The sequence below is a fragment of the Candidatus Peregrinibacteria bacterium genome (genome assembly GCA_016699145.1).
Taxonomy (GTDB): Bacteria; Patescibacteriota; Gracilibacteria; order UBA1369; family 2-02-FULL-48-14.
Window position 1 is genome coordinate 635,256 of record CP064962.1, and the last position, 25,715, is coordinate 660,970.

Sequence of the window (25,715 nt, forward strand, 5' to 3'; positions counted from 1 at the left end):
AACAATATTGCACATGTGTCAAACTAAGTCAAGCTAAAAAGACCCCAGTTTTAAGAGAGTGAATTGGAGATTTTGTTTTAGGGTAAGGCTAAAATGGGTGTTAAATTTTGAAGAACCACCTTTAAAAAATAACAGATTTTAGCCATGAACAAATATATCCAAGATTTCATTACAAATAAATGCCGAAGTATATTTACAGGTTTAACCCTGCCACAGAAGAAGGCCTTGGCTGAAGTACTTAGAGGACTTTTCGTAGAAGCCACCCCTATACTTTGGCATTTAGCCCAAAACAAAGAGGTTTCAGCAAAGAAGCAAGGGAACAAGTACTCTCATCATCTTGGGAATGTTGATTTACAGAAGAAAGTGGAGGATTTCTCAGTAAGAGCTGTAGCTTCTGAAATTCGTAAAAACACAGTGATTGCTTATGATCTCGTAGATCTTTCCAAACCTTCCGCAAAGAAGATGGAGAAATTGTCACAAGTATATGATTCGAGTGAAGGGAGCATTGAACCTGGTTTTCTTTTGCATGGAGTGGGCGTGAACAATCTGCTCCTAAAACTGCGTTTTCATCACAATGATAAAGAGTTCTTGGGACAGGTTAGGAAGGCTATTTTGGAGGAACTCACCCAGGTTTTTGATCATAAAGGCATTTTTGTCTTTGATCGTGGCAACGACGATGAGAAACTTTTAGAGATCTTCGTCAGGTCTTAAAAGTGCAATTTATCGCAAGAGTAAGGGAAAACAGAACGGTTGTGCTTAAGGAAACTGGGGTCTTGATTTCTGTGAAAGAGTTGCCTGAAGGAAGCTACGAAGTGTTTTTGATGAAAAATGGAAAAGTGCTTGGGGATCTTTGCCACAATCTGCTCATACGGAACCATCTGGAAGGAAAGAACCCATAAGGCTCATCTACTCACTCAAGGATTCATATACTGCAGAGCAGATTGTGAATTTGTATCTGGAAAGATGGGGAATTGAAAAGAGTTTTAAGAGAGTGAAGCAAAAGTTCCAGTTGGAGAAAATCCGTGTGCTTAGCCTGAAAAAAGTTTATCAATTTGATTGCTCTGACTCAATTTGCAATGAACCTCTCTGTTCTTATGTTTAGGAAAGTCCAAGCTCTCACTCACAGTCTGGTTACTTCTGTTGTTTCCAACTACAAGGGGTTCATTGCAAAGAAATCACTCACCTTTAACCTGGAATCTTTCATAACTTTTCTCCAGAATTCTCTACAGTCACTCCAATTTCATGCCCCTCCAAAACGCCAACCCTCCCTCTTCTCATTCAGGCAACTGAAAAAACTGGGGTCTTTTTAGAAGTCAAGCGCAAATAAAAAAACTGACTCGCCAGAGCCATAAAAATACGTGAAGTCAGCCATCGACTTTACTGAAGCGTATACCGAAACAACTCCCTATTGATCAACAGAAATGGCTCCCCTGTCGAAGACTGCAAAAACAAAGAGGCGGGCAGTTCTACAGAAAATTTCTCGTCTTCGGAAATAGCTCGAGTCCGACCATAAGTGGCCCCGTCTTGTGTCTGTAAAAAGAGAGTTAAAAACCCCTCTTGAGGCAATTCTGTTTCAAAAAATTGAGCGAGTCGACCAGATGGATCGAGAGAGTCTACAAGAAAAGTGCTGCTAGACTCATCTATATAAACCGTCCTTAAGAAAGTCCTCCCTTCGATGTCTACGTGCTCTTCAGAAAAAGTGAAATCAGGGTTTTGAACCCGTTCCCAAACCCCGCCGGGTTCATAAGAGAGCTCGGGACAATGCTCTTGAGTGAGAAAAAGTTTGACCCCACCCGTTTCAAGAAAGTCGTAATAAAAGTCAGTCAAAACCTGTCCATTCAAAAGATGATCTTCTACAAAGAGGCGCTGATGAGAGCCGGCTTGCGTATAAAGTTCATCGCAGTTTTCACCTGGAAAAGGGTATTCATAAACCGCTTCCACTTGAGTGCCACGAAGCAGAAACACCTTATTGGCAGACGATTCCCCTGAAGAAATCCATGCCGGATCAAAAAGCAGCGCGCCATCTGCAAGCAAATAAAGAAAAGGCCCACCGGAAGAGTTGGAGTTACAGTTCATAGGAGGGATTTCTACAGGACTATAAACACCCGAATCGAGTTCATAAAGTCCAAGAGCACAGTCGCGAATTCCCGTGCCAGAAACCAAATAAACCGCATCTCGCTCCAAATTCCATTCATAAGCCAGAATGGACTCAGGTTCAATGGATGCATCCACCTGCAATTTTTCCTCAATCAGAGGCAGCGCGCCTTTATAAGGAGACTCCTGCACAGTAGGGGATGAACACGCGGTCAAAGCAATAAAAAGCGCAAGAACAAAGATTTTTTTCATGCCTAAAAAATACCGTAAGAAGCTTGTAAAGACAAAGGCCTTTCTTGCAAGCACAAGCGGGCTTAAGTAAAGTAAATGCATGGAACAACGCTACGCGCCCAATCGAAGTCACGCTCGTCATCTTTTTATTTTCATCCTTTTTTTTGTGGGGGTGTGGTTCATGCTGGACCCCCTGTTGAGTGATTCAAGCAAAGTGAACCGTTGGAGCAGTTTCGATGAGCTTTCTACCAGTTGGAAAATGTTTCTCCTCGCGATTCCTAGCTTTCTTTTTCTAGTGGTCATAGAAAAAAGCCTGTCTTTTCGAATGGACGAAGAAGGCATTTACTATAGAAATTTCCCTTTTTTCAAACAAAAAAGCATCCTCTTCAGAGAATTAGCTCCTCAAAGCAAATCGCTCCCTTACACCGTCATCATCGCCTTCCAAGAAAGCCAGCGTTACGATCCAGCCCACTATGTTTTTACTTTCAAAACAAAAGAAGGCACTTTTCACAATTTGAAATTCATAGATGAGAAACTAGCCCTAAACTTTAAAGAAGATTTGAAAAGAAGAGGGTTGAGCTTCAATCCAACTCTATACGTGCACCACACGATTTTTTCCCACAAATGCCACGAGCTTTGTACGGACAAAAAAGCAAAGCGCTAAAACTACTTCAACCCTTCGTCACTTGCTTTTCACCTGCTTTTCCACGGCAAGTTTTTCGCCCTGCAAGTACTTGATTTCGTAGTCACTGAGGTCGCCCTTCACGAGCTCATTTTTCAAGAATTCCAAGTATTCCGCCGCATTCTTATAACTGGTTTCGCTCACCTCTTCACAAGCAAGGCAAAGCAAAAGTCCCTCGTTTTTCTTATGGTCAAAGGTGAACATCCCGCTGCGCGCCGTGTATTCCACCGCCCTATCCTCTTCCTGAATTTTCACTTTGGAAGAAAGCAGTGTGGTCGTGTAGTGGGCATGCAAAGGAAGGATTTGAACGCGTCCATCTTCAGCATCAAAGCTAAGAGACTGAATTTCTCCATTGAAAACTTCTTTTTCGGGCGTGCGAATGATGAGTTTGAAAGTAGACATTTCTCGAAGAGATTTTAATTATTATTTCTTAGCCGCTTCATGCTTCGCCACCACATCTTCAATGGAAGGCGCCATGTAGAAGTGTTGTTCGTCGATGTGGTCGTATTTTCCTTCCAAAATATCCTTGAAGGAACGAACAGTGTCGGTCACCTTGTAGTATTGACCCGGCATGCTGGTGAATTGTTCCGCCACGTAGAAGTTTTGAGAAAGGAATTTTTGAATCTTACGAGCACGTTGCACGGCCCTTTTGTCATCTTCAGAAAGTTCATCCATTCCAAGGATTGCGATCACGTCTTGCAAGTCTTTGTAACGTTGCAAAATCAGACGCACCTGAGTGGCCACCCAGTAGTGTTCTTCACCCACAATGTCCGCCTTAAGAGCGGTGGAGGTGGAATCGAGCGGATCCACAGCCGGGAAGAGACCCATGGACGCTTGTTTACGAGAAAGCGTGATGGTCGCATCGAGGTGGGCGAAAGTTGTTGCAGGAGCAGGATCGGTTAGGTCATCCGCGGGCACGTAGACCGCTTGTACAGAGGTGATGGACCCCTTCTTGGTAGACGTAATGCGTTCTTGCAAAGCAGCCATGTCCGTCGCGAGCGTGGGTTGGTACCCTACGGCGGAAGGCATACGTCCGAGCAGCGCAGACACCTCAGAACCGGCTTGAGTGAAACGGAAAATATTGTCCACGAACATCAGAATATCGAGCCCTTCGTCACGGAATTTCTCAGCGATGGTGAGACCGGTGAGAGCCACACGCATACGAGCTCCGGGAGGTTCGTTCATTTGTCCAAAAACCATCGCGAGCTTGTCGATCACTCCGCTGTCGCGCATTTCTCCAATGAGGTCGTTTCCTTCGCGGCTTCGTTCCCCCACTCCAGCAAACACAGAATATCCTCCATGACCCATGGCCACATTGTGGATGAGTTCTTGCATGATCACCGTCTTCCCCACTCCGGCTCCTCCAAACAGCGCTACTTTTCCTCCCTTAATGAAAGGACAAAGCAGATCCACCACCTTGATTCCCGTTTCGAAGATTTCTACCTTGGAACTTTGCTCCGTGAAAGCAGGAGGTTCTGCGTGAATTCCGCGCGTTTCGGTGTTAGCAGGAAGCGCAGGTCCTCCGTCGATCAAGTCCCCGGTCACATTGAACACACGTCCAAGCGCCGCTTTACCCACAGGCACTTGGATGAATTGCTCGGTGTCCATCACTTCCAGACCGACAGCGAGTCCATCCGTCGTGGTCATAGAAACCGTTCGCACCACTCCATTTCCGAGGTGAGCTTGAACTTCCAAAACCACACGTCCATTGGGACCTTCGGTGTGAAGCGCGCTGTATTGAGTAGGCACATGATCAGGAAAGTAGGCGTCCACCACCACACCGATGATGCGGACGATTTTCCCGGTAGGCATTTGTTTCTTGTCTGACATAGGGGAGATAAAGGTTATAAGGGGATTGATTAAGCAGCAATGGCATCGCTGGCACCGACCAATTCGGCGATTTCCGCCGTGATCGCTTGCTGACGAGCCTTGTTGTATTGAAGAGAAAGGGCGCTCGTAATTTTGTCCGCCGCGTCGGTTGCATTTTGCATCGCGAGCATACGGCTGGAGTATTCAGAGGCCTTGAGTTCGAGAAACGCTTCCATGAATAAAGTGACGACCGTTTGTTCGTGCAAACGCTCCACCACTTTCTCTTTAGAAGGTTCATAAATCATGAGAGGATCGGGCTTTTTGTGTCCACGTTTTTCACGTTCCTCGGTTCCAATCACACTCGCAATCATGCTTGCGCTAAATGGCAAGAAGGTCTTCAAAACCGGATAAAACGTGATGGAATTTTTATAATGAGGCGCCACAAAAACAATTTGCTTGGCCTTTCCGCTGCGCCAAAAATCGAGCAACGTATCCACCAATTTGAGCGCCTGCAGGGTGCTCATCTTTTCAGGCACTCCAGAAAAATGTTTGTCGATGTGTACACCACGGCTGCGCGCAAAGTCATGTCCTTTTTTACCGATGGTCACAAGCATGCGCTGATCTTCACTGAGGCTGTTCCATTCATCAGAACGAAACAGTGCATTGATGAGTTTGGTGTTGAGGGATCCACAGAGTCCTTTGTCGGAGGTGTACAAAACGAAGAGCACCTCCCCTGCTTCACGCTTTTCTGTGTATTGAGAAGCCACGTGGATGTTCTCTTCCAAAAGACTCATGAGTTCCCACACGTAATGACGAGTGGAGATGGCGCGTTTTTGAAACTGACGCATCTTGCTCGCCGCCACGAGTTGCATGGCTTTGGTGATCTTACGAGTGTTTTTAACACCCGTGATCTTTTTCTTGATTTCGAGGAGAGCTCCAGACATTGAATCTCATTTAGTTAAAGAATTTTTCAACCACTTCCTTGATGCCGGCTTCAATCTCAGCATTGAGTTCTTTCTTTTCCATAATATCCTTAGTCAAGTTTTCGTGACTGGATTCCATGAGTCCGTAGAGGGCTTGCATCTTGGGTCCCACTGCTTCAGGTTCGAGGGCATCGAGGTAACCCTTGCTTGCACAGAAGAGCACCATCACTTCTTGCCAGAGGGCGAGAGGACGGTTTTGTCCTTGCTTCAAGGCTTCTACCACACGACGTCCACGAGTGAGCTGTTGCTTGGTGGCCGCATCGAGTTCAGAAGCGAATTGAGCAAAAGCTTCGAGTTCGTAGTACTGAGCAAGATCAAGTTTAGCAGACCCAGACACCTTCTTCATGATCTTCGTTTGAGCAGAGCCGCCCACACGAGACACAGAGGTTCCCACATTGATCGCAGGGCGAATACCCTTGTTGAAGAGTTGAGGCTCCAAGAAAATTTGTCCATCGGTGATGGAAATCACGTTCGTGGGAATGTAAGCCGAAATATCAGCGGCCTGTGTTTCAATAATAGGAAGTGCTGTGATGGATCCGGCTCCGTTTTCGTCGTTCAATTTAGCCGCACGTTCAAGCAGACGAGAGTGGAGGTAGAACACGTCTCCCGGATAAGCTTCACGTCCAGGAGGGCGACGAAGCAACAAGGACATTTCACGATAAGCCACTGCATGCTTAGAAAGATCATCATAAACCACGAGCACGTGCTTTCCTTGAGCCATGAAATATTCGGCAATCGCAGCTCCAGCATAAGGAGCAAGATATTGCATCACGGCAGAACTGGCCGCAGGAGCAGAAACGATGATGGTGTAGTCGAGCGCTCCGTGAGCACGCAGGGTTTCCACCACTTGAGCGGTCTTGGATTCACGTTGAGCCACCGCCACATACACACAAATCATGTTCTGACCCTTTTGGTTGATGATGGTGTCGATGGCAATGGTTGTTTTACCCGTTTGACGATCTCCAATGATGAGTTCACGTTGTCCACGACCCACTGGAATCAGCGCATCAATCGCCACAATACCCGTTTGCACAGGTTCGTGTACGGACTTGCGCACCATCACAGAAGGCGCTTGAGCTTCATGAGGCATCCATTTATCCGCCTTGATGGCTCCCTTTCCATCCAGCGGTGCACCGAGGGCATTCACCACACGACCGAGCATGTCTTCGCTCACAGGCAGAGACATGAACTTATCAGTGGCTTTAACAAAAAGTCCTTCACGGATACCTTTATCCGCTTGAAGAACAAGAGCGTAAGCGGAATCTTTTTCAAGATTCATGACGAGCGCTTCTGCGTCCACGCTTTCGATCTTCACCACCTCATTCATTTTGAGATTGGAAAGACCTTTGATATGAATCACTCCATCCTTGTAAGATTGAATGACTCCGAGCCCGCTTTCGGCGGCGTTGGCTCCATCGGATGACTCGTTGAGAGCCGCTTCGACGGTGGCCAAAAAATTATGAAGTTGGGACATAAGGGAGATTTTAAGAAACCGTTTTTAAAGAGGTAAGTTTAGAAATGCGAGAGAACCACGAATGGTCCGTAGAGACTCCGTTCACAAAGACACGGAAGCCTCCGATGAGCCCTCGGTTCACTTGGAACGTAGGGAACGAATGAGGATGTTTTTCGAGCAGCGTTTTGCGGATTTCTTTTTTAAGCTCCGCATCGATGTCTCGAGGAACTTGCACAAGAACAGTGTCAGCACCGTTCACCAGCTGAGTCAGCTCCGTAAGGGTGCCGGCCACTTCTTGGTAAGAGTTGGTGACTAAGAATTCTCGGAGTGCATCTGCAATGCGATTATCGCTTTCAATCACTTTCTTAATTTCTAAAACGCGGACATCATAAGAAAGAAGATAGAAACGCCCGGGCAACTCATCCACTTTAGTAGCAAAGGTGGCTGCAAAGAATTCCGTCAGCGCTTTGAAGAAAGCGTTGCCCTTGAGCGGCAGTTGCGCCCAAGGAGTGCCATTCAGCATCGAAGTGACAATCTTCACATCTTTGATGAAATGTTCACCAGAAATTTTAGCAAGATAATGCTTGAACGAAGCGGGCACCTTGAGGTGACCCATTTTTTCTTCGCGCGCATCTGCGCCGAGTTCAAAGAAATCTTTGTGCCCGGTCAGAAAGTGCACGAGTTCGTAGAGCAGCGTTGTTAAAAAAAGATTGATCATTTTATTTATATTGTTTCCAAGCATCCTTAATGCTGTCCTGGATGACGTTTTCAGGAACCTTGTGCTGAACGATTTCCAAAATGATTTTCTTCATAAGGTTCAGAAGATCGGCTTCCACCTCTTTCACCATGGAAGCCTTGTGAGCTTCAATGTCGGCTTCGGCCTTTTGCATCATTTCGGTGCGAGCAAGGTTCATGTCCGACTCAAGTTGAGCACGCTTTTCCTCCGCAAACTTGCGAAGGTTTTCACGTTCTTTTTTGAGTTCTTCCTCAAAATGCGCTTGAGCTGAAGAGGCTTCTTCAGACTTCTTGTCCAGTTCCTCCTTGAGGAGACGCGCTTCATCCACACTGTCCGCAATTTGCTTGCGGCGTTCATCAATGAACTTGAGGAGAGGCTTGTAGAGGACATAGATCAGCACCACGAGCAGCAGACCCGTGTTGAGTACATAGATGAGGATGCTCAGAGGAGCAATGCCGAGAGTATTGAGTCCTTCCATAAAAGAAGGCTGGGATTAAAAAATAAACTAGAGAACGAAGAGGAGAATCAAAGAAACGAGAAAGCAGTACACGCCAAGGGATTCAACGAAGGCCATGGCAATGAGCATGTTAGAGAACATCTTACCGCTCATTTCAGGGTTGCGGCTGACACCTTCCATCGTCTTTCCAGCGATGTGAGCTTCTCCGAGAGCCGGAGCAATAAGGCCTACAGCCACACAGAGGGCGGCCGCAAGCATTTTCATCATTTCTGCATCCATAGATTAAGGGGGTTAGGATTAAATTGATGAGTGAAAGAAAGGTTTTGTTTTTTTATTTTAGTGATTGTGAGTCGCATGCACAAAATTATTCGAAATGAAAATCGTAGACAAAAGGGCAAACACAAACGCTTGAATGAGTCCGGCAAAAGACGCGAGCAAAATGAAAGGAATCGGCACAAAGAATTGAGTCGCAAACATGAGTCCAGAGATCACCATGATCACCACTTCCCCCGCAAGAATATTTCCAAAAAGACGAGTCCCCAGGGAGATGACTTTCACAAGGTCCCCTAAAATTTCAAGGAAGCCCAAGAACAGGTTGATTAAAACTTCAAAAAGTTCAGCAAGCGGCTTCTTTCCACGAATGATCTGCCAGAGGCCGTCCACACGGAAATACGTAAGAATATGCCCCACCGGGGAAGCCACAAAAGCAATAAAATGAGCCGCACCCATGGTGATGAGAGCAAGCGCCACGGTCATACTATAATCAGTAGTCGGCGTGCGCATAAAATGCCCATGTTCGGTCACAAAGCTGCCCACAAAAGGAATCAAAATAAAGGAGTTGGCGAGCAGTACAAACATAAAAAGCGTCACAATGAGAGGCACGATTTGACGAGCTTTTTTTTCACCCACAGCCTCAGTGAGACGATCATAAAATTCCATAAAGACAAGTTCGAAAACCACCTGCAAACGACTGGGCACCACTCCTGCTCTGAAACGAATCGCTAGAGCAGCAATGAGAATGAGCACCGTGGTCACGACGGTCGCCACCATGGTGTTGGTCACCGTAAAATGACCCACTTCAAACGCTGGTTCAGCCGCAAGTTGGATATGAGGTCCGGTACTTTCGTGGCCTTCTTCAGCATGCTCCTCAGTCGCAGTGGTCTCATGCGACTCAGCAGTCACATGATCGGTTTCAAGCACATCCGTCGATGGAATCATTTCAGAAGTCATTAATCTTGAGGATTATTCTTTACAAATTCCTGCATGGAACGAACCACGAGGTATTGAGAAAGTGGAAGAGAAAACACAAAGGCGATACCTGTAATGAGAGGCCACGTGCCAAAAAAACGGTCGAGCAAGTAAGCAGGTCCACACAAAATACCAATGCTGAGCGCAATCACTAAAAAGACTCTGGATGTGATCCTAGAATAGTGCGACCACGCACGAAGCATGAGGCTGGAATCGGATTCTTTCTTTGGAGTCATAGCACTGATTTGGCTCATTTATGCGAATTTTAACGCCGACAGTGTACTCATCCACGCAGAGAAATCAAGGGTCTTTAAAAGAACTCTGACAAAGCAACTGCATGAAAAACTAAAATCATCTTAAATATCTCGTGGAAACCGGTACTAGGCCATTTGTATCATGTTGCCAAAATTGCCCAAAACCATCCTTTGTAAGACCCAAGCTCAAGCCAGAAGCTAAACCTTCGGGAGCCAAAACAGATAAACCAGTGCGTTTATGAATAAACTCGGCAATTCCACCTGGCTTGCCCACCTCACAAGAAAATAAAACGACACAAGCATTAGGCAGACGAGGATTCACACAAGAAAATAGGCTTTTTACCCACGACTGATCCACACTACTTGCATCTATTGCAGCAGATGAGTTTGTATTGACCTCCAAGCCTTCAGAAGATCCATGAGAATCAAGAATCAGCCACCTTACTCGATTGAAATATGGACGCACTGCATCTTCAATCTGCTTAGGCCAATATCCTTCAATAATAATGCGGGGCAGAATCGTATTTGAAAAGGAGATTCTATCGTAAGACGAAGGAGGAGGAAGATACGGTCTCACATCCGAAACGGGCGCGGCAGCCACTTTCTGACAATAAGCCGCCGCCTCAGAAGTATAGGGAGGCTGAGGAAAAGACACTAGCAAATCGACAAAACCAGTCCAACGAGAGGGAGGACTTATAACCTGCTCAGACAAATCTGCAGAGGAGTGCCTATCCACTGCGTGAATGCCATGAGTAAGAAGCTCGGCCAGTAAAATTGGACTACGGGCATGTAAAGACGCAAGTGTGTGCACATGAGAACTCATCTGCACTAAGCCGCCAACACTTTGACGGAATGAGGATTCCAACTCAAGTAAACAACCCTCGTTAAATTTGAGAGAAAAAGCCCGGTACAGCGCTCGTAAACAAGAGCTCAACAGAGACCATAAAGATTCTGAGGGTGACACTGCATCTTCACGCCTTTGAATAAGATCCACCAAACCCACAATAAGATCAGCTTGGGAGAGTGAATCTTCAGTAATAGTGGTTATTCGCTTGAAAATGCTCAGATAGACGGGCACTCTATTTTCGGAAGACGCCGCTGCTTCAACTTGTCTCAGTTCACAAGTAAAAATCTGTTTAAAGGGAATAGGAATATGCTGAACCGCGGGGGGTAGCTCCTCGGAAATTTCAAATGAAGTTCTGGGACCTAAATTGCAAAAAGGCCAGAGGGCATTCGGAGAAAGACAATCTACATCAGGAGCCTCATCCCTCCAGGCTTGAACGATTTGAGCCGCACCATGAGGTGGCACAGGATTGTCCTGACCCACATAAGCCCAGGGCGTAGATTCAAGCTCTAAAAGTCTACGGCAAAGTAGTGAAGCAATCCACCCTTTGGCAACAGGAAACCGCTCCACTTTTCTAGCATAATTATCCCCCGCCTCAATACAAGGCTGCGTCAAAGAAATTTTCACCTCCGCAATAGCAGGGTCTATTTCAGACAAAAGCAGTTCTAAGGTTCCAAAAATTCTTCCTCTAAGTTCAGAAAAAACTGCAGGAGGGATGGGGACACAAGAGGCGCTCTCCTCAGGGTCAACCCACCATCCTTCTTTTTCGACTCGAGCCAAAAGTTCCTCCAAATCACTTTTCAAGGAAGGAACAACGTCGCCTAGAGCTGTAGAAGGGTTCATACCCTGCAGGCCAGAAGGATAAGCAGGCATTATAAAATACGTATTTCAAAAGTCAATATCCCGTCCATGCAAAACAACAAAAAGGCCTCTTAAGCATCAAAGCCCCGCCTTCCCTCTCAATTCTTCAATCTCATCACGCAGCACCGCAGCTTTTTCGAATTCCATATTTTGAGCCGCAAAATCCATCTCCCCTTCCAAACTTTCAATGAGGCGATGGATCTCTTCCTTCGGCACTTTTTTAGTGTCGTAGCGGCGCGTCTGTTTCTTTTCTTGCTCCTTGCGATGCATCTCGATGTCCTTCACGGCCTTCTTAATGGTTTGCGGCGTGATGCCATGTTTTTCATTATAAGCAACCTGAATCGCACGGCGTCGATCGGTCTCATCAATGGCACCCTGCATGCCCGCCGTCATCTTATCCGCGTACATGATCACCGCTCCATCCGCATTACGAGCCGCGCGTCCAATGGTTTGAATGAGTGCAGACGTGCTACGCAAAAATCCTTCTTTATCCGCATCCAAAATCGCAACCAAAGACACTTCAGGTAAATCGAGCCCTTCACGCAATAAGTTGATCCCCACCAGCACATCGAAGACCCCCAGGCGAAGGTCCCGCAAAATATTGATGCGCTCCAGCGTGTCCACATCCGAGTGCAAGTAGCGAACTTTCACCCCAGCATCCGTGAGGTACTCGGTCAAATCCTCGGCACTGCGCTTGGTCAAAGTGGTCACCAGCACACGGTCTTTCTTTTCGATGCGTTTTCGAATTTCCTCCATCAGATCATCAATTTGCCCCTCCTTTTTGCGCACCGAAATTTCGGGATCCACAAGCCCCGTGGGACGAATGATTTGTTCCACCACCGCATCCTTATTTGCCATTTCATATTTGGCAGGTGTCGCGGAAACATAAATCACATTCTTCATGTATTTTTCAAATTCTTCAAACTTGAGGGGTCGATTATCAAAGGCCGAAGGCAGACGGAAACCGTGTTCCACCAGCGACTGTTTGCGGGAAAGATTTCCGTTGTGCATCGCTCCAATCTGCGGAACAGACATGTGCGACTCATCAATCACCATCAAAAAGTCATCTGGGAAATAGTCGAGCAAAGTCGCCGGTCGAGATTCCGGCACACCGTTATTGTTGAGGTAGCGAATGTAATTTTCAATACCCGTGACATAGCCTGTTTCAAGCAAAATTTCCAAGTCGTATTCCGTGCGAGTTTTAAGGCGTTCCGCTTCCACAATCTTGCCCATGCCGCGCAATTCTTCGAGACGTATTTCCAAATCTGCACGAATTTGCACCACTGCTTTTTGGATTTTTTCTTCCGTCGTCACGGCATGCTTGGCAGGGAAAATGATGGCTTCAGGCATCTCACCCATGATTTCACCCGTAAAAGGTTCCACTTCAGTGATTTTTTCAATTTCATCATCCCAAAATTCAAAGCGAATCGCCGTGTCTCCTCCAGGGGGAAACACTTCCAAAACATCTCCAAGCACATGGAACTGGCCTTGCTTAAAGTCCATTGCAGCGCGGGTGTACTGCAAATCGGTGAGCTGGCGGAGCAGTTTGTCGCGAGGAATTTTATCCCCTGTTTTCAGCTCAATGCGTAGTTCTAAATACTCCTTCGGTGAACCGAGTCCATAAATACAGGAAACAGAAGCCACCACAATGGTGTCGGCACGGGTGAGCAAATTTTCCGTGGCCTTGTGGCGATACTTGTCGATCTCTTCGTTGATCTGAGCATCCTTTTCAATATAGGTGTCCGACACCGCAATGTAGGCTTCAGGCTGATAGTAGTCGTAGTACGAAACAAAATAGCTGACCGCATTTTCAGGGAAAATATCTCGAAATTCACTGCAAAGTTGAGCCGCCAAAGTCTTATTGTGCGCAATCACCAAAGTCGGCTTTTGAACCCGTGCCACCACATTCGCGATAGTGTAGGTCTTCCCCGTGCCCGTGGCTCCCAAAAGCACTTGCTTTTTCTTTCCACTTTTAAGATTGGCCACAAGCTGATCAATCGCCTTCGGCTGATCCCCCTTCGGCTGCATTGCGGACGAAATTTTGAATTTTTTTTGAAGCATTGGCGAAAAAGTCTAACAAAAAGGCCAAGGTACTATACCTAAGGATGCTTAAGAAAACAACAAGGCCCTAAAGAAAAGGGTAAGACGAATTCTCTCTAAAGAAAACAAAAGGATGACCTTTCAAACGCACATCCGGTTCTCGAGAGGTAGGCAAGCAAGGTCGAGTCAAATAATCACCTCCCGGCTTCAAAAATCCAGTCTGAACTCCAATAGAATCATCAGTACCAAAGTCCAATAGGAAAGCAGGGAAATTATAAGCAGAGTCACCCATGGGCGCTGGCCTTTCCCCTAAAGAAGAAAAACAATCTCTAGGGGCTGAGCCAAAGCGTCTTTGAAAAGCTTCAAATAAAGATAGCCTACGCGAAAGTTCAATCCTCTCAGGCGTCAGCCATCTAAAGCCTGCTTGACCCGTTAAATCTGTAAGATCATCTAAACTTTCATCGGGTAAAGAGAAGTTCGGCAGATTCCCCCAGATGGGACGGTTTTGCTCATTTAAAGGACAATTTGAAAGAAGCCTAAAAAAAAGCTGTTGGAAATAGACAGCATCAAATAAATGAACAACATTAGTGTTTTCTTTCATGTCCCCCTGTTCATCAGTACCAACAACTGAAAGCTTACTCATTTTATCCCTCTTTGTTTACGTTCTAAAGAAAGCAGCTGACTGAATCTCTTCTGGGACTGAACACTCAAATTCACCCCCAGGGAGTGGGCCAGCAGGAGTCCGTAAAGAGCTTGAAGAAAATTCATCGCTTGAACCTTAACATATTTAAAAATTAAGTCAAGTTTTTTGGCTACGAAAAGCCATTTTATAGGGTAGGATGAAAATAACGTTAAGCACTCTATGCCCATCCACCTCTTACAAATCGCTAAAAAGCTCGCCCACGATGCCGGGAAAATGGCCCTCAAATATCAACAAAAAGGCTTCACTGTAGAAATAAAAGGCGGCAATCCCATCAACCTGGTCACAGAAGCAGACAAGGCCGTGGACGAATTCATTGTCAAAACCATCCGCAGCAACTTTCCAGATCACTCCATCTTGACAGAAGAATCCGGCAACTTGGAAGGTTCTGGCGAATACAAATGGATCATCGACCCCATCGACGGCACCAGTAATTTTGCACACGGCATTCCCCTTTTTGCCATTTCCATCGCCATCACGCACAAAGGAAAACCCATCATCGGCGTAGTGGAAATTCCAGGTTTAAAAGAAAGTTTCTGGGCTCAAGAAGGGCGTGGTGCTCACTTGGGAATGAAGCCCATCCATGTGTCCAAAGTCCAAGATTTTAAAAAGGCCTTGATGGGCACCGGCTTCTCCTACGATAGACAAGGCGCTCGTTACAAAAAAAATGTCGAACTCTTTGACTACTTTTATCGAGAAAGCATGGGGATACGCCGCAGTGGCTCAGCCGCCATGGACCTTTGTTTTTTAGCCTGCGGCCGTTACGACGCTTTTTGGGAATACGACTTGCAGCCTTGGGACATCGCCGCAGGGAAAATAATCCTCGAAGAAGCGGGTGGAACAATGACCAATATGGACGGAACCACTCTCAACCCAAAAACAGGGGCCCTACTGGCCAGCAACGGCTCCTTGCACGAGTCCATGCTCCAAGTGCTCAAGCAGCACGGCGCGGATCAGCTTTAAATTTGAAACGCCCCTAGCTCTTGCACAAACGCACCTTTAGCCTTAAGATGCGCCCACGTGATCGCGTAGCTCAGTTGGATAGAGCATCAGCTTGCGGAGCTGAGGGTCGCAGGTTCGACTCCTGCCGCGGTCACCATTTTGATGATGGGCTAGTCTCGTCAGCAAAATGGTTATTTGCAGTAGTGAGGAGAAGAACCGCAGGTTCGAAGCACCTTAGGAGCGAGTGAAGCAGAAAGTTCACTTTCTATTTCTGAGCGACGACAGGTGTGCATACCGAGCAAAGCGAGGTATACTCCTGCCGCGGTCACCATTTTAAATGAAAGCGCGACTCACCCTCTTCTCCATCCCTCTCCTCATTCTCATTTTTGTGGGTTTATTTCTTCTTGTTCAACTCTTCATTAGAAGTCAGATCGATCACGCATCTAAATACACATTTTCGGGGCAATACACCAATGAGGAATATGGATTTGGTTTCAGTAATATCCCTGAAGCTTGGCTCTTAAGAGAAAATACCTCTTTAGCTTTGGATGAGGCTCAAGCCGTATTTTCTTGGGCTACCGACATTACAGACATTTCTTTTGATGTCTATGTTTCGGCTCATGAACTTGCCTCCCCGGATCTCATTCATCTCGGCACTTCTGAGATTTATCACTATTATTATTTTTCACTTGAGGGAGATGAGGCTGCAAAGGAAGTTTGGAACGATATTCAGCAGGGCGTCATTCCCAGTTTTTTCATGAAGGACTTGCCGCCACAATTCAAATCCTTCCCTGAAGCAGAGGATGCACCTTTCAGCTTCCAATACCCCGCAGAATGGCGTCAGGGAGGTGGAAGTTTTTATACACTGACAGAAGAAGAAATACTTGCCTTCGTTCCAAGTACGGATTTTTCCATTGATGAATCTCGTTGTGCAGATGGGGTTAAAAATGAATCTTTTATGGATGACATGAGAAGGACGTGGGAACTTCTGCTCTGTGAAAATCCCATCGATTTTGAAAAAAACATGATCATTGTAAGAGTGGATCAAACAGATCCCACAAATTCACCGTTTCTTTTCTTTTATTACAATGTGGGCGAAGAAAAAGAAGCTTTAGTTCAATTTAAATCCATCTTGAATAGTGTGGTTTTTCCCTAGCCTTTCCTTCCATCAAGCCTTAAAATGAAATCAAAATGAAACTCAATTTCAAACTCACCGCCAAGGAACTCACTTTCATGTACATGGAGCTGTACCTCCATTCAGCTGCTTACAAAAAAGTATGCGTGAAAAGCCGATTGATTCTAAGCTTTGGCGTTTTGATGTTTACTTTGGGGATATGGCTGATGACCCAAGAAAAAATGCCATCTCTTACCGTGCTGATTCTCGGAACAGTTTTAGTAGTTTTCTATCCAAAAATCATCAAACGGACTTTCAGAAACGGCTATAAAAAATACTTCCAAGGCAGCAGCGGAAAACGTTTTCTGGAAACTCAAAGCTGGGTTTTGGACTCCAAAAAAATCACCCTAAGTCAAGCAGGCATAAAAAGTGAATTTCAATGGAAGGTCTTCAATGAAGTGCGTGAATACCCAGATTACTACCTTTTGAGTTTAGCAAGCCTACAAGGCCTACTCCTGCCTAAATCCGCTTTTAAAGACAAAAAACAAGAAAACGAAGCAAAAGCTTTCTTTAAAAAAGTCCCTCAAAAAAAGTCTTAATGAACGCGCTCATCACCTGGTCCGACTTCGAAAAAGTGGAGCTGCGTGTGGGCACCATCCTCACCGCAGAGGATTTTCCAGAAGCACGCAGACCCGCCTATAAACTCACCATTGACCTAGGATCCGAACTCGGAGTGAAACATTCCAGCGCTCAGATCACCAAACACTATCAAAAAGAAGAATTGGTGGGAAAACAAGTGCTTTGCGTGTGCAACTTTCCACCTAAACAAGTTGGCCCATTTATTTCAGAAGTCCTGACCACCGGTTTTTACGATGAAAACGGTGCCGTAATCCTCGCCAGTCCCGACAAAAAAGCCATCAACGGATCGAAACTGGTCTAGAGGCCATCGTTCTAAGCTCGCAGACTCTCAATGACCGCCTTGCGATCCGCCGCTCCAAAGACATAAGAACCGGCCACCAAAACATTCGCCCCCGCTTCGCGGCAAAGTTTGGCCGTTTCGGCGTTCATTCCCCCGTCCACAATAATATCAAGCTCGGGTTTATGCTCACGAAGCCAACGGATTTTATCCAGCGCCTCAGGCATGAATTTTTGTCCCCCAAACCCAGGCTCCACACTCATCACCACCGCACAGTCCATGAGATCCAAAAACGGTTCACAAACCAATACCGAAGTAGCAGGCTTAATCGCTAAGGAAGCCTTCGCTCCCAAATCGCGAATGTGACCCAATACTTCCCTCACTTGTTCTCCTTGTTCACCAAGGGTTTCATAATGCACCGAAACAATCTGTGCTCCTGCTTTAATGAACGCTTCGACATAACGCTCAGGGTGCTCAATCATCAAATGGCATTCTATGGGCAGCTTCGTTTTAAGATTTTTCACCACAGGCATGCCCACCGTAATATTGGGCACAAAATGTCCATCCATCACGTCCACACTGATCCAATCGCAATAAGGCTCAACAGAAGCAATTTCTTCATTCAGCCGACCAAAGTCCGCGGACAAAATAGACGGAGCAATCAGGATTTTATTGCTCATCTTCAATGGCTTTAATTTTCTCCACACGAGGGATATGGCGCCCTCCCTCAAAAGTGGTATTCACAAATACATCCAAAACTTCTTTCGCGGTTTCTTCACCCATTGTGCGAGCGCCCACGGTCACCACATTGGCATCGTTGTGAAGACGCGCATATTTCGCTTCCGTCACATCATGCACATTGGCGGCACGAATCCCTTTCACTTTATTGGCCGCAATCGCCACTCCAATCCCTGTTCCACAAACAAGAACCCCGGCGCTTCCGGCATTGGACTTCACCTTCTCAGCCACTTCGCGAGCAATATCCGGGTAATCAACTTTTGTCTCGGCTTCAAAACTGCCAAGATCCGTTACTTCATAACCCTTGTTTTTCAAATGATCGCGAAGCACATTTTTGAGAGCAAACCCAGCATGATCGCTGCCTATGTAAAGAGTCATATGGCTTGAGTTACAGATTTATGTTCATGCACACTGCGAATCACGCGCGCCAGCAAAGGCGCCACCGAAAGAACGGTCAATCCTTTGAATTGCTTTTCAGGCGGAAGAGGAATCGTATCGGTAACAATCACTTCCTTAAATTGCGTTTCTTTCAAACGCTGAACTGCAGGACCAGAAAACACCGGATGCGTAGCCACCAAATAAATATCGGGATTGGCTCCTTGTTCCAAAAGTGCTGCATGAGCTGCACACACAGAGCCAGCCGTGTCCACCATGTCATCCACCAAAATACACGTTTTACCTTCCACATCCCCCACCACCGCCGTGACTTCTGCCACATTGAAACGAGGACGTTTTTTTGTGAGCACCGCAAGCGGATAATCCAAAGTTTGAGCGAGTCGTCCGGCTTCCTTAGCCGCTCCTGCATCTGGAGCCACAATCACCGGATCTTTGAACCTTTTCTTTTTTAAAAATTCAACAAAGAGGTTACGTGTGTGCAAGTTGTCCATTGGAAAAGGGAAAAATCCCTGAGTTTGATCACTGTGAAAGTGAATAGAAATCACATGATCGGCCCCCGCCGCAGCCACTAAATTCGCCATGAGTTTGGCACTGATGGGTTCACGAGGCGTTGCAATACGATCCTGACGAGCGTAGCCAAAATGAGGAATAATCACATGCACTTCTCGGGCAAAAGAGCGCTTCAACGCGTCGATCATAATGAACAATTCCATGTAATCTTCATTCACTTGACCCGTGCACGTTTGAACCAAATAAACCGCACTGCCACGCACCGATTCATCCGGCTTTGCATAAATTTCTCCACATGCAAAACGGGACACCGACATTTTTGAAAGCGGCAAACGAAGGGCCCGTGCAATCGCTGCCGCCAAAGTGGGATGCGAGGTGCCGGAATAGATTTTGAGGTCTTTGAAGGCCATGCGTGAAATAAGCTTGCTCTTAAATTACGTCAGCCGCCGTATGAAATCAATCTGGAATAAAGAGGCGAGCAGGCCCAAAAGCACGCACCTGCTCCTCCAAATGATCCCAACTGCTTTGAGAATTCGCTTCCAAAACTTTCACATTCAAAGTGGGATCCAGCCGCTCTAAAGACAAACCACTAGCCCCCACAAGGACCAAAATTTTGCCGGCACTGGCGATGCCAGCCGCCACCTCCAAAGCCATGCCCTCCCGACACGGCACATGTAAAAATCGCGTCTCATAATTTTTCCGAAATTCAGGACAAAGCGGCTGAGGAAAGTGCAGGTCCATCACAACCATATTTTTAATTTTCAGCGCAAGTTGAGTGAGTTTGGTATCGAGCATTTAAAGTAAGATATTACGAATTTCTTCATATTCTGCATCTGAAAAAACCACATCATCATACTCGGGTTTGCGCTCTGCAAAAGGCACTCCGGCCGACTTCACGGTGGGCGCCCAAATGCAGGTGGGTTTGCGCAAAGTGAGGCGCGCCTTCATATAGCCATAGACAATTTCATCATGGTCATGGGCATCCCTGAGTTTGATCACTTTCCATCCAAAAGCCTCAAAACGTTCCTGGATGGGTTGGTCGCGGGCATCGTTTTCATCGACCACCACACAAAGGCGTTCCAGTTTTTGTTCAGCCGCAAATTGTATGGCTTCCCAAGTTTTTCCATGATCCAGTTCGTAATCGGCAACTAGACAAAAAATATGCTGATTTCGTCTGTCCATTTGCACCGCTTTAGCCATGCCCACCGCCGTACAAAGCCCAGAGCCATGAGTTTTAACGCTCACTTCAACGCCCGGAATCTTTCGTTCAGGAAGGTCCGGTAAAATATCCGGTAAAGGATATCCATCTTTTTTTAAAACTGCATACAAAGCGGGTAAAGCTTCCAACTTAGACAAGACAAAGTAGTCACGGTCTTCGGCCTGGGGGATTTTAGGGTTGTGTCTAAAGACCAAGCGCTCGTTTTCCTTTCCAAAATAAAGCCCTTCCAAAAGATCAATGGAAGAAAGCATGCGTCCACTGTGTCCAGTGCCTCTTTTGCGAATGAGGTTCAAAGCAGCGAGCCGAAGTTCACGTTGTCGAGTGTTCACCTTTGCATTATGCATCAGAGAGCAAAGCTTTCAATGGCTTTTTCAAAACAGGATGCACAAATTCAGGAGCCAATTCACAAAGCCCTTGCAAAACGAAGGCACGCTCTGCCATTCCATAATGAGGGATTTCCAGCTCCGGCTCCTTCACAATCCAATTCCCATAAAACAAAATGTCTATATCGATGATGCGAGATTGCCAACGCAAATCTGTCTTTTTTGCAAAACCCAACTGCACATTACCGGCCCTCCCCTCTTCCTTAGGCCGACCCATTTCGGCTTCCACCGTCTTACAGGCCTTGAGCAGCTCTTGGGGTGAAAGTTCCGTCTGGCATTCCACCACTTGGTTCAAATACAACGGTTGATCGAGCCCACCCAAAGGCTGCGTCTCCAGCACATTGGATTGTCCCATCACCAAAACATCGTGCTTCATGAGCAAATCACGAGCCAAAACAAGGTTCGCCTCCCGATCTCCCAAATTCGTACCTAAACCTAAAAAAACATGCATCAGTCTCCTCTATAAGTTACAAAACTTTCCGCCGTTTCCCAAAGCGTGACCTCGCTGAGTTTCACAGGCAGTTCGTCAAGCAAATCTTCCCAAATCTTTTTCGCCACCAATTCTGCCGAAGGATTTTCAAAAAAGTCATTGAGATTTTGATGGTCATAGCGATCGATGACTTTGTCTTTGACGCATTTTTTCAGATCCACAAAATCCATCACCATTCCGTCTTCCCTCACCGGACCCTCCACCGTCACCCGCAGACGATACGTGTGCCCATGAAGTCGTTCACATTTCCCATGATATTTCGTGAGAAAATGCGCGGCATCAAAAGTGAATTCTTTAGAAACGAACATGAGTCCATCCTAGAGGTAAAACCCCAAAAAGGGAAGAATAAGATGCCTTGAAGTGACAAGTCCAAGGCGTTTATAGTAGAAACACTAACCCCTCCCCCCCATGCGAAAAATCGCCCTCTTAGCGCTTTGCCTCCTCAGTCTTTCCGCGTGCAACAGTTCTCCGGTTGTTCCCCCAATAGTCGAAACTCCAACTCTTTTCACTTCCGATTTTGCAGAAGTGTGCAACGCAACCCCCTTGCCCGAAGCCGCAGCCTACACCGAAGAAGCCGGCATTCATCCGGTGATTTTGTTCGATAGAATGCAACAAGAACCTTACCTCGAAAGGAGCTTTGCCTTAGCTGAAAACTGGCAAGTGGACTGGCAAGAAGCCGAAAAATATCAACTCGTGAGCTGTGTCAGCTTCACTCCAAAAGAAAAAAGTGGCACCTGCGATTTTGACGTGGAAGGCGAAACCTACACCTTAGACCTGTACCCGGCCACTTACACCGTGGACCTGTATGCAGCTCAAAGCGGAGCAAAACTGGCCAGCACAAGTTTGGATTTGCCTGCAGCAGAATGCCCCTCCATGCATTATTTCACAGAAAAAACAGAGGCTTATTACCCTGATTATATCCCTGCCCTCAGCACCTTCTTGACCCCCTACGTTCAAAAATAAATCAGGTCGCTATCTCAGATTGCCAGAAACCCTCTACCGCCGTCGCATTTTCTAAAACATCGTGGACTCGCAAACAGTCCACTTTGTTTTGGAGTTGCAAAGTGGTCCACAGGGTCATGCCCAATCGATCCTCCCCCAAAAAACCTTTGCGAGAGGTGCCCACCAAAATAGGCTTGCCGAGCACTCGCAGTTCCTCAATGCGTTCGATGATTTCGTAACTATAGGCCGGCTCCCCACTCACAAAAGCCCCCATGCCAGGGTCAACCCAAAGCTCCTTCACCCCTGCCGCCTCAGCCGCAGCAATCCGTTCTTGCAAGAAGCCTAGAACGGTTTTCATCACATCTTCATAATGAACCACTTCCCGATCCGTACGCGGCGAATTTTGCTTGGAATACATCAAAACCATCGGCACGCCCCAGCGAGCCACCACCTCAAAAATGCGCGGGTCTCCTCGCCCAGCCGTCACATCATTGACCATCCGCGCCCCTGCCTTGAGCGCCGCCTCAGCCACTTCACTTTTCCACGTATCGATGGAAAGGATCGCCTCCGGAAAAGCCGCATGAATCTTTTCGATGGCCGGAATCACCCGCACTTTCTCCTCCTCCAAAGAAACATTCTTGCTCCCCGGCCCTGTCGACTCTCCCCCAATGTCCAAAATGCTCGCCCCATCCTCCAAAAATTCCCGAGCCATTTCGAGCAAATCTCTATTGCCACCAAATTCCACAAACTGCCCTCCGTCCGAAAAACTATCTGGAGTGAGGTTGAGCACCGCCATGAATGATGTATTGACTGATGACATTTTTATGTTAAGATAAAACGAGCTCAATTCTACAGCGCTTAAAATGACAAGTCCAAACGAAACAACTGCGGAGGTGCTAGTGGTAGAGGATGATGAAGTCTTGCGAAGAACGTATGAAGACTTGATCCCAATCTATACAAATCTCACCTGCGAAGGCATCGATCAAACTGGAAAAAGAGTGGAGCAAATCATCGCTTCCATTCGAAAGCACCCCGCCCTAGCGCTGATCTTAGATGGACAGTATCAAGATGGAACCGCATTGGACATTTTAAACTCAATCGCAAATGAAAGCGCTCGTCGAATCTTTGTCATATCTGGGGATCAAGACATTATTCTAAGTATTCAAAGGGCTTACCCACCCAAAACATACCCTCTCATCACAGCAGTCCTAAAAGGGAGTTCTGCAAACATAGAAACAATCTCTGAGGAAATCTTAAACTTCGTCACTAGGCAAAGGCAAAACGCGACCGCCCGCTTGGCCTCTTAAGCCCGCTCTTCTTCGTTGTAGACGTGCTCGTACTCGCTCTTGAAATATTCGTGCAATTCATCGGAGTTGAAGAAGCGCGCGACCTCTTTAACCGCATTTTCAACGGTGTCGGAAGTGTGAATCACGTTGCAAGACACGCTCATGGCAAAATCTCCGCGAATGGTTCCGGCATCTGCCGTACGGCCCTTGGTCACACCAGTGATCAGTCGCACTGCCTCCACACATTCAAGCCCTTCCCAAACCATAGCCAAAACCGGTGAGCTCTTCATGAAGTTGGCCACTCCAGGGAAGAAAGGTTTGTCGGCAATGTGCGCATAATGTTCACGAAGCACCGCCTCTTCCAATTTCATCATCTTACAGGCCACCATTTTGAGGCCCTTTTTTTCAAAACGAGAGACGATTTCCCCCACGAGTCCGCGTTGAACTCCATCAGGTTTAATGAGTACGAGAGTGCGTTCCATAGCCATAAAATTTAGTATAAAAGCCCACATAAAGTGCATGATCAAGGAGTAAAAGTCAAAAGAGTGAAGCTTGACTTAAAATGAATTAGTGCCATAATCAAGGAATGGCGGGGCCAGGAAGCACCTGCATCAAATAAACACCATGAATTCTATAGAAAAATTTTGCGCCCCAGACGAAGATAGGCTTTCCCCAGAACTAAAACATCTCTTTCAAGCAGTTTTTACTGCCTGGAATGAAGCTGGATTTAACGAATTAGATCCTTCCACTTATCCAAATTTTGGCGACCGATTGGGAAATTTAGACACGCAAACATTGGGAGAAATGGAACAAATTTTGCACAGAAGGCTGGCTACTTTGCAAACCCACATTGAAATGCTGAGGAAGACGTCAAATAATCAAAACCCTAAAATCCAAGAAGCACTTAATAAAAGTTACAACTACCACCAAGTCTTAAGTAAGCTCGAGCAAGAACTCATTCAACACAGAATAGACCGCATTTTCATCCTTGTTACAACAAGAGAATGCGCGCACGAAGCAGCAAAAGCCGCAGGCACTCAACTGGCCACAGGCACCATCGCCGAAGCTTAAGCCAACAACTTCTCAAACCTCTCCTTGTCTTCATAAGGCCCGATCACCGCAAGATGCATGGCCTCTTTTTTGATCAAGTCTTGGGCCACACGCAGCACATCCGCCACCGTCACGCGGTCGATTGCCGTGGCAATGTCTTCATAAGAACGAAGTTTGTCGTACAAAAGTTCATTGCGCGCGTGCATTTGAGCCACATGTTCGGAGTCTTCCAAAGAAAGTGTGAGTTTGCCCTTCAAAAACTCTTTGCCTTTTTTGAGCTCCGCCTCACTCACCGCTTCTTTCGCAATGAGTTCGTATTGCAGCAAAATTTCACGAATAGCATCGTCCACACGGTTCACATCCACCCCTGCACGAGTGTAAAAAGTGCCAGTGTCCAAATAATCTTCCGTACCACAAGAAATGTAATACGCCAGACCCTTCGCCTCGCGCACGGCAAGGAACATGCGTGAACTCATATTGCCCCCCAAAATAGAAGACAGCACCTTGAGCACATAGTGATCCTGATGCGTTTCGGGGTAACCCTTCACGCCCATCACAAGGTGAGTTTGCTCCGTTTTTTTGCTGCCCAATTTCACTCGTTCGCAAGTGGGCAAATTCGCCTCAAAAGCATGATAAGTCCGAGTGGGCTCCTTACGCTGCATGGGGAAATACTTTTTAACCAAGTTCACCACTTCCTCGTGCTCCACCGCTCCCGCTAAACACACAAGCATATTGTCGATGGTGTACAAAGAGTCTTTATAGGTCACAAAATCGTCGCGCTGCAAAACACGGATCACATCCTTAGGTCCACCCTCATCCCATCCGAGAGGTTGATCCCCAAACAGAGCCCGTTCAAAATCCCAAGCCACTTGATACATGGGCGTGTCTTGATACATATTGATTTCCTCCAAAATCACTCCGCGTTCCTTTTCGATTTCTTCTTGATCAAAACGCGCATTCAAAAGCATGTCCGACAAAACGTCGAGCGCCAGCTCTTTGTGATGCGCCGCCAATTTCACATAATAACCCGCATATTCTTTTGAAGTGAATGCGTTGAACTCCCCCCCAATGCCATCGATGGCTTCAGACACTTCCTTGGCTGACTTGTATTTGGTGGCTCCTTTAAAAAACATGTGCTCCAAAAAGTGAGACACTCCATTGATGTTTTTATCCTCGCAACGAGACCCCGCTTTGGTCAGCACCAAAGCCGTCACGGATTGAGTCCCAAGAAGCGCTTCCGTCACAATGCGAAGCCCGTTGTCTAACGTTGTTTTTTGAACCATAGTGTTTTAGGATGATGGCTCCGGGATGGTAACAAAACTTAAGGCTCAGCGTCC

At 46.6% G+C, this 25,715-nt stretch carries 34 protein-coding genes and 1 tRNA gene; 12 read left to right on the forward strand and 23 right to left on the reverse strand.

Features of this window, described 5'->3' with window-relative positions; all coding sequences use genetic code 11:
- The first annotated feature begins 144 nt into the window (after positions 1 to 144).
- The 3 genes from IPG41_03490 to IPG41_03500 are packed head-to-tail and all read left to right on the forward strand — an operon-like array spanning position 145 to position 1,102.
- Positions 145 to 711 carry a hypothetical protein gene (locus IPG41_03490; protein QQR55592.1) on the forward strand — a complete coding sequence of 189 codons (567 nt, stop codon included), beginning with the start codon at positions 145 to 147 and terminating at the stop codon, positions 709 to 711.
- A 41-nt stretch (positions 712 to 752) separates the two neighbouring features.
- On the forward strand, positions 753 to 899 hold the full coding sequence (locus IPG41_03495) for a hypothetical protein (protein QQR55673.1): 147 nt from the start codon (positions 753 to 755) through the stop codon (positions 897 to 899).
- On the forward strand, positions 851 to 1,102 hold the full coding sequence (locus tag IPG41_03500) for a transposase (protein QQR55593.1): 252 nt from the start codon (positions 851 to 853) through the stop codon (positions 1,100 to 1,102). Before IPG41_03495 ends, IPG41_03500 begins: the two co-directional genes overlap by 49 nt.
- Before the next feature lie 275 nt (positions 1,103 to 1,377).
- On the opposite strand, the gene IPG41_03505 is transcribed toward IPG41_03500, so the two are convergent.
- Entirely contained in the window at positions 1,378 to 2,346 is a 969-nt protein-coding gene (locus IPG41_03505; protein ID QQR55594.1) for a hypothetical protein, read from the reverse strand.
- Between the two features lie 79 nt (positions 2,347 to 2,425).
- Here IPG41_03505 and IPG41_03510 point away from each other — a divergent pair, with 79 nt between their 5' ends.
- Positions 2,426 to 2,989 carry a hypothetical protein gene (locus tag IPG41_03510; GenBank protein ID QQR55595.1) on the forward strand — a complete coding sequence of 188 codons (564 nt, stop codon included), beginning with the start codon at positions 2,426 to 2,428 and terminating at the stop codon, positions 2,987 to 2,989.
- A gap of 18 nt (positions 2,990 to 3,007) precedes the next feature.
- Here IPG41_03510 and IPG41_03515 read toward each other — a convergent pair whose 3' ends face one another.
- The 12 genes from IPG41_03515 to IPG41_03570 all read right to left on the reverse strand — a co-directional run bounded on the left by IPG41_03515 (position 3,008) and on the right by IPG41_03570 (position 14,335).
- A complete protein-coding gene (locus tag IPG41_03515) occupies positions 3,008 to 3,409 on the reverse strand; it encodes a hypothetical protein (protein QQR55596.1) in 402 nt (133 codons plus the stop codon).
- A gap of 21 nt (positions 3,410 to 3,430) precedes the next feature.
- Positions 3,431 to 4,819 carry a F0F1 ATP synthase subunit beta gene (gene atpD / locus IPG41_03520; protein QQR55651.1) on the reverse strand — a complete coding sequence of 463 codons (1,389 nt, stop codon included), beginning with the start codon at positions 4,817 to 4,819 and terminating at the stop codon, positions 3,431 to 3,433.
- A 47-nt stretch (positions 4,820 to 4,866) separates the two neighbouring features.
- Complete coding sequence (gene atpG, locus IPG41_03525; protein QQR55597.1) at positions 4,867 to 5,760, reverse strand: ATP synthase F1 subunit gamma; 894 nt, start codon at positions 5,758 to 5,760, stop codon at positions 4,867 to 4,869.
- 10 nt (positions 5,761 to 5,770) lie between these two features.
- The gene (locus IPG41_03530) at positions 5,771 to 7,273 is read right to left on the reverse strand and encodes a F0F1 ATP synthase subunit alpha (GenBank protein QQR55598.1); all 1,503 of its coding nucleotides are present in this window, start codon (positions 7,271 to 7,273) and stop codon (positions 5,771 to 5,773) included.
- 10 nt (positions 7,274 to 7,283) lie between these two features.
- Positions 7,284 to 7,970, reverse strand: coding sequence for a hypothetical protein (locus tag IPG41_03535; GenBank protein QQR55599.1), 687 nt, complete (start codon positions 7,968 to 7,970; stop codon positions 7,284 to 7,286).
- A gap of 1 nt (position 7,971) precedes the next feature.
- Complete coding sequence (locus IPG41_03540) at positions 7,972 to 8,466, reverse strand: ATP synthase F0 subunit B (GenBank protein ID QQR55600.1); 495 nt, start codon at positions 8,464 to 8,466, stop codon at positions 7,972 to 7,974.
- Positions 8,467 to 8,493: 27 nt separating this feature from the next.
- Positions 8,494 to 8,724 (reverse strand): ATP synthase F0 subunit C, encoded by a 231-nt coding sequence (gene atpE / locus IPG41_03545; GenBank protein QQR55601.1) that lies wholly within the window; start codon positions 8,722 to 8,724, stop codon positions 8,494 to 8,496.
- A gap of 57 nt (positions 8,725 to 8,781) precedes the next feature.
- On the reverse strand, positions 8,782 to 9,675 hold the full coding sequence (locus IPG41_03550; protein ID QQR55602.1) for a F0F1 ATP synthase subunit A: 894 nt from the start codon (positions 9,673 to 9,675) through the stop codon (positions 8,782 to 8,784).
- Positions 9,675 to 9,947 (reverse strand): hypothetical protein, encoded by a 273-nt coding sequence (locus IPG41_03555; protein QQR55603.1) that lies wholly within the window; start codon positions 9,945 to 9,947, stop codon positions 9,675 to 9,677. The genes IPG41_03550 and IPG41_03555 overlap by 1 nt, the downstream gene beginning before the upstream one ends.
- Positions 9,948 to 10,044: 97 nt before the next feature.
- Positions 10,045 to 11,448: a hypothetical protein gene (locus IPG41_03560; GenBank protein QQR55604.1), complete on the reverse strand. Its 1,404-nt coding sequence runs from the start codon at positions 11,446 to 11,448 to the stop codon at positions 10,045 to 10,047.
- A 282-nt stretch (positions 11,449 to 11,730) separates the two neighbouring features.
- Positions 11,731 to 13,713 (reverse strand): excinuclease ABC subunit UvrB, encoded by a 1,983-nt coding sequence (gene uvrB / locus IPG41_03565; protein QQR55605.1) that lies wholly within the window; start codon positions 13,711 to 13,713, stop codon positions 11,731 to 11,733.
- Positions 13,714 to 13,780: 67 nt separating this feature from the next.
- Positions 13,781 to 14,335 (reverse strand): hypothetical protein, encoded by a 555-nt coding sequence (locus IPG41_03570; GenBank protein QQR55606.1) that lies wholly within the window; start codon positions 14,333 to 14,335, stop codon positions 13,781 to 13,783.
- A 219-nt stretch (positions 14,336 to 14,554) separates the two neighbouring features.
- Between IPG41_03570 and IPG41_03575 the strand changes: the two genes are divergently transcribed.
- The 5 genes from IPG41_03575 to IPG41_03595 all read left to right on the forward strand — a co-directional run bounded on the left by IPG41_03575 (position 14,555) and on the right by IPG41_03595 (position 17,388).
- The gene (locus tag IPG41_03575) at positions 14,555 to 15,355 is read left to right on the forward strand and encodes an inositol monophosphatase (protein QQR55607.1); all 801 of its coding nucleotides are present in this window, start codon (positions 14,555 to 14,557) and stop codon (positions 15,353 to 15,355) included.
- A 59-nt stretch (positions 15,356 to 15,414) separates the two neighbouring features.
- Positions 15,415 to 15,491 (forward strand) — tRNA-Arg (locus tag IPG41_03580).
- Positions 15,492 to 15,671: 180 nt separating this feature from the next.
- Positions 15,672 to 16,490, forward strand: a complete 819-nt coding sequence (locus IPG41_03585) for a hypothetical protein (GenBank protein ID QQR55608.1) — start codon at positions 15,672 to 15,674, stop codon at positions 16,488 to 16,490.
- Between the two features lie 35 nt (positions 16,491 to 16,525).
- Complete coding sequence (locus IPG41_03590) at positions 16,526 to 17,047, forward strand: YcxB family protein (GenBank protein QQR55609.1); 522 nt, start codon at positions 16,526 to 16,528, stop codon at positions 17,045 to 17,047.
- A complete protein-coding gene (locus IPG41_03595) occupies positions 17,047 to 17,388 on the forward strand; it encodes a tRNA-binding protein (protein QQR55610.1) in 342 nt (113 codons plus the stop codon). The genes IPG41_03590 and IPG41_03595 overlap by 1 nt, the downstream gene beginning before the upstream one ends.
- 11 nt (positions 17,389 to 17,399) lie before the next feature.
- On the opposite strand, the gene rpe is transcribed toward IPG41_03595, so the two are convergent.
- From rpe to queD, 7 genes are read right to left on the reverse strand one after another with little or no spacing between them, the layout of a single operon-like run.
- Entirely contained in the window at positions 17,400 to 18,044 is a 645-nt protein-coding gene (gene rpe, locus IPG41_03600; GenBank protein QQR55611.1) for a ribulose-phosphate 3-epimerase, read from the reverse strand.
- Entirely contained in the window at positions 18,034 to 18,480 is a 447-nt protein-coding gene (gene rpiB / locus IPG41_03605; GenBank protein QQR55612.1) for a ribose 5-phosphate isomerase B, read from the reverse strand. Before rpiB ends, rpe begins: the two co-directional genes overlap by 11 nt.
- Positions 18,477 to 19,418, reverse strand: coding sequence for a ribose-phosphate diphosphokinase (locus IPG41_03610; GenBank protein ID QQR55613.1), 942 nt, complete (start codon positions 19,416 to 19,418; stop codon positions 18,477 to 18,479). Before IPG41_03610 ends, rpiB begins: the two co-directional genes overlap by 4 nt.
- A gap of 46 nt (positions 19,419 to 19,464) precedes the next feature.
- Positions 19,465 to 19,803, reverse strand: a complete 339-nt coding sequence (locus IPG41_03615) for a hypothetical protein (GenBank protein ID QQR55614.1) — start codon at positions 19,801 to 19,803, stop codon at positions 19,465 to 19,467.
- Entirely contained in the window at positions 19,804 to 20,571 is a 768-nt protein-coding gene (locus IPG41_03620) for a hypothetical protein (GenBank protein ID QQR55615.1), read from the reverse strand.
- Positions 20,564 to 21,061, reverse strand: a complete 498-nt coding sequence (gene folK / locus IPG41_03625; protein ID QQR55616.1) for a 2-amino-4-hydroxy-6-hydroxymethyldihydropteridine diphosphokinase — start codon at positions 21,059 to 21,061, stop codon at positions 20,564 to 20,566. Before folK ends, IPG41_03620 begins: the two co-directional genes overlap by 8 nt.
- Positions 21,061 to 21,408 (reverse strand): 6-carboxytetrahydropterin synthase QueD, encoded by a 348-nt coding sequence (gene queD / locus IPG41_03630; protein QQR55617.1) that lies wholly within the window; start codon positions 21,406 to 21,408, stop codon positions 21,061 to 21,063. Before queD ends, folK begins: the two co-directional genes overlap by 1 nt.
- A gap of 100 nt (positions 21,409 to 21,508) precedes the next feature.
- On the opposite strand from queD, the gene IPG41_03635 reads away from it, so the two are divergent.
- A complete protein-coding gene (locus tag IPG41_03635; protein QQR55618.1) occupies positions 21,509 to 22,063 on the forward strand; it encodes a hypothetical protein in 555 nt (184 codons plus the stop codon).
- Between the two features lies 1 nt (position 22,064).
- Here the strand turns inward: IPG41_03635 and folP are convergent, their stop codons facing one another.
- Positions 22,065 to 22,862 carry a dihydropteroate synthase gene (gene folP / locus IPG41_03640; protein QQR55619.1) on the reverse strand — a complete coding sequence of 266 codons (798 nt, stop codon included), beginning with the start codon at positions 22,860 to 22,862 and terminating at the stop codon, positions 22,065 to 22,067.
- A 43-nt stretch (positions 22,863 to 22,905) separates the two neighbouring features.
- Here folP and IPG41_03645 point away from each other — a divergent pair, with 43 nt between their 5' ends.
- Positions 22,906 to 23,349, forward strand: coding sequence for a hypothetical protein (locus IPG41_03645; GenBank protein QQR55620.1), 444 nt, complete (start codon positions 22,906 to 22,908; stop codon positions 23,347 to 23,349).
- Here IPG41_03645 and ndk read toward each other — a convergent pair.
- The gene (gene ndk / locus IPG41_03650) at positions 23,346 to 23,810 is read right to left on the reverse strand and encodes a nucleoside-diphosphate kinase (GenBank protein ID QQR55652.1); all 465 of its coding nucleotides are present in this window, start codon (positions 23,808 to 23,810) and stop codon (positions 23,346 to 23,348) included. The genes IPG41_03645 and ndk overlap by 4 nt on opposite strands.
- Positions 23,811 to 23,952: 142 nt before the next feature.
- Between ndk and IPG41_03655 the strand changes: the two genes are divergently transcribed.
- Positions 23,953 to 24,399, forward strand: coding sequence for a hypothetical protein (locus IPG41_03655; protein ID QQR55621.1), 447 nt, complete (start codon positions 23,953 to 23,955; stop codon positions 24,397 to 24,399).
- Here the strand turns inward: IPG41_03655 and IPG41_03660 are convergent.
- Entirely contained in the window at positions 24,396 to 25,661 is a 1,266-nt protein-coding gene (locus tag IPG41_03660; GenBank protein ID QQR55622.1) for an insulinase family protein, read from the reverse strand. The two genes, IPG41_03655 and IPG41_03660, sit on opposite strands and share 4 nt — an antisense overlap.
- Between the last annotated feature and the right edge of the window lie 54 nt (positions 25,662 to 25,715).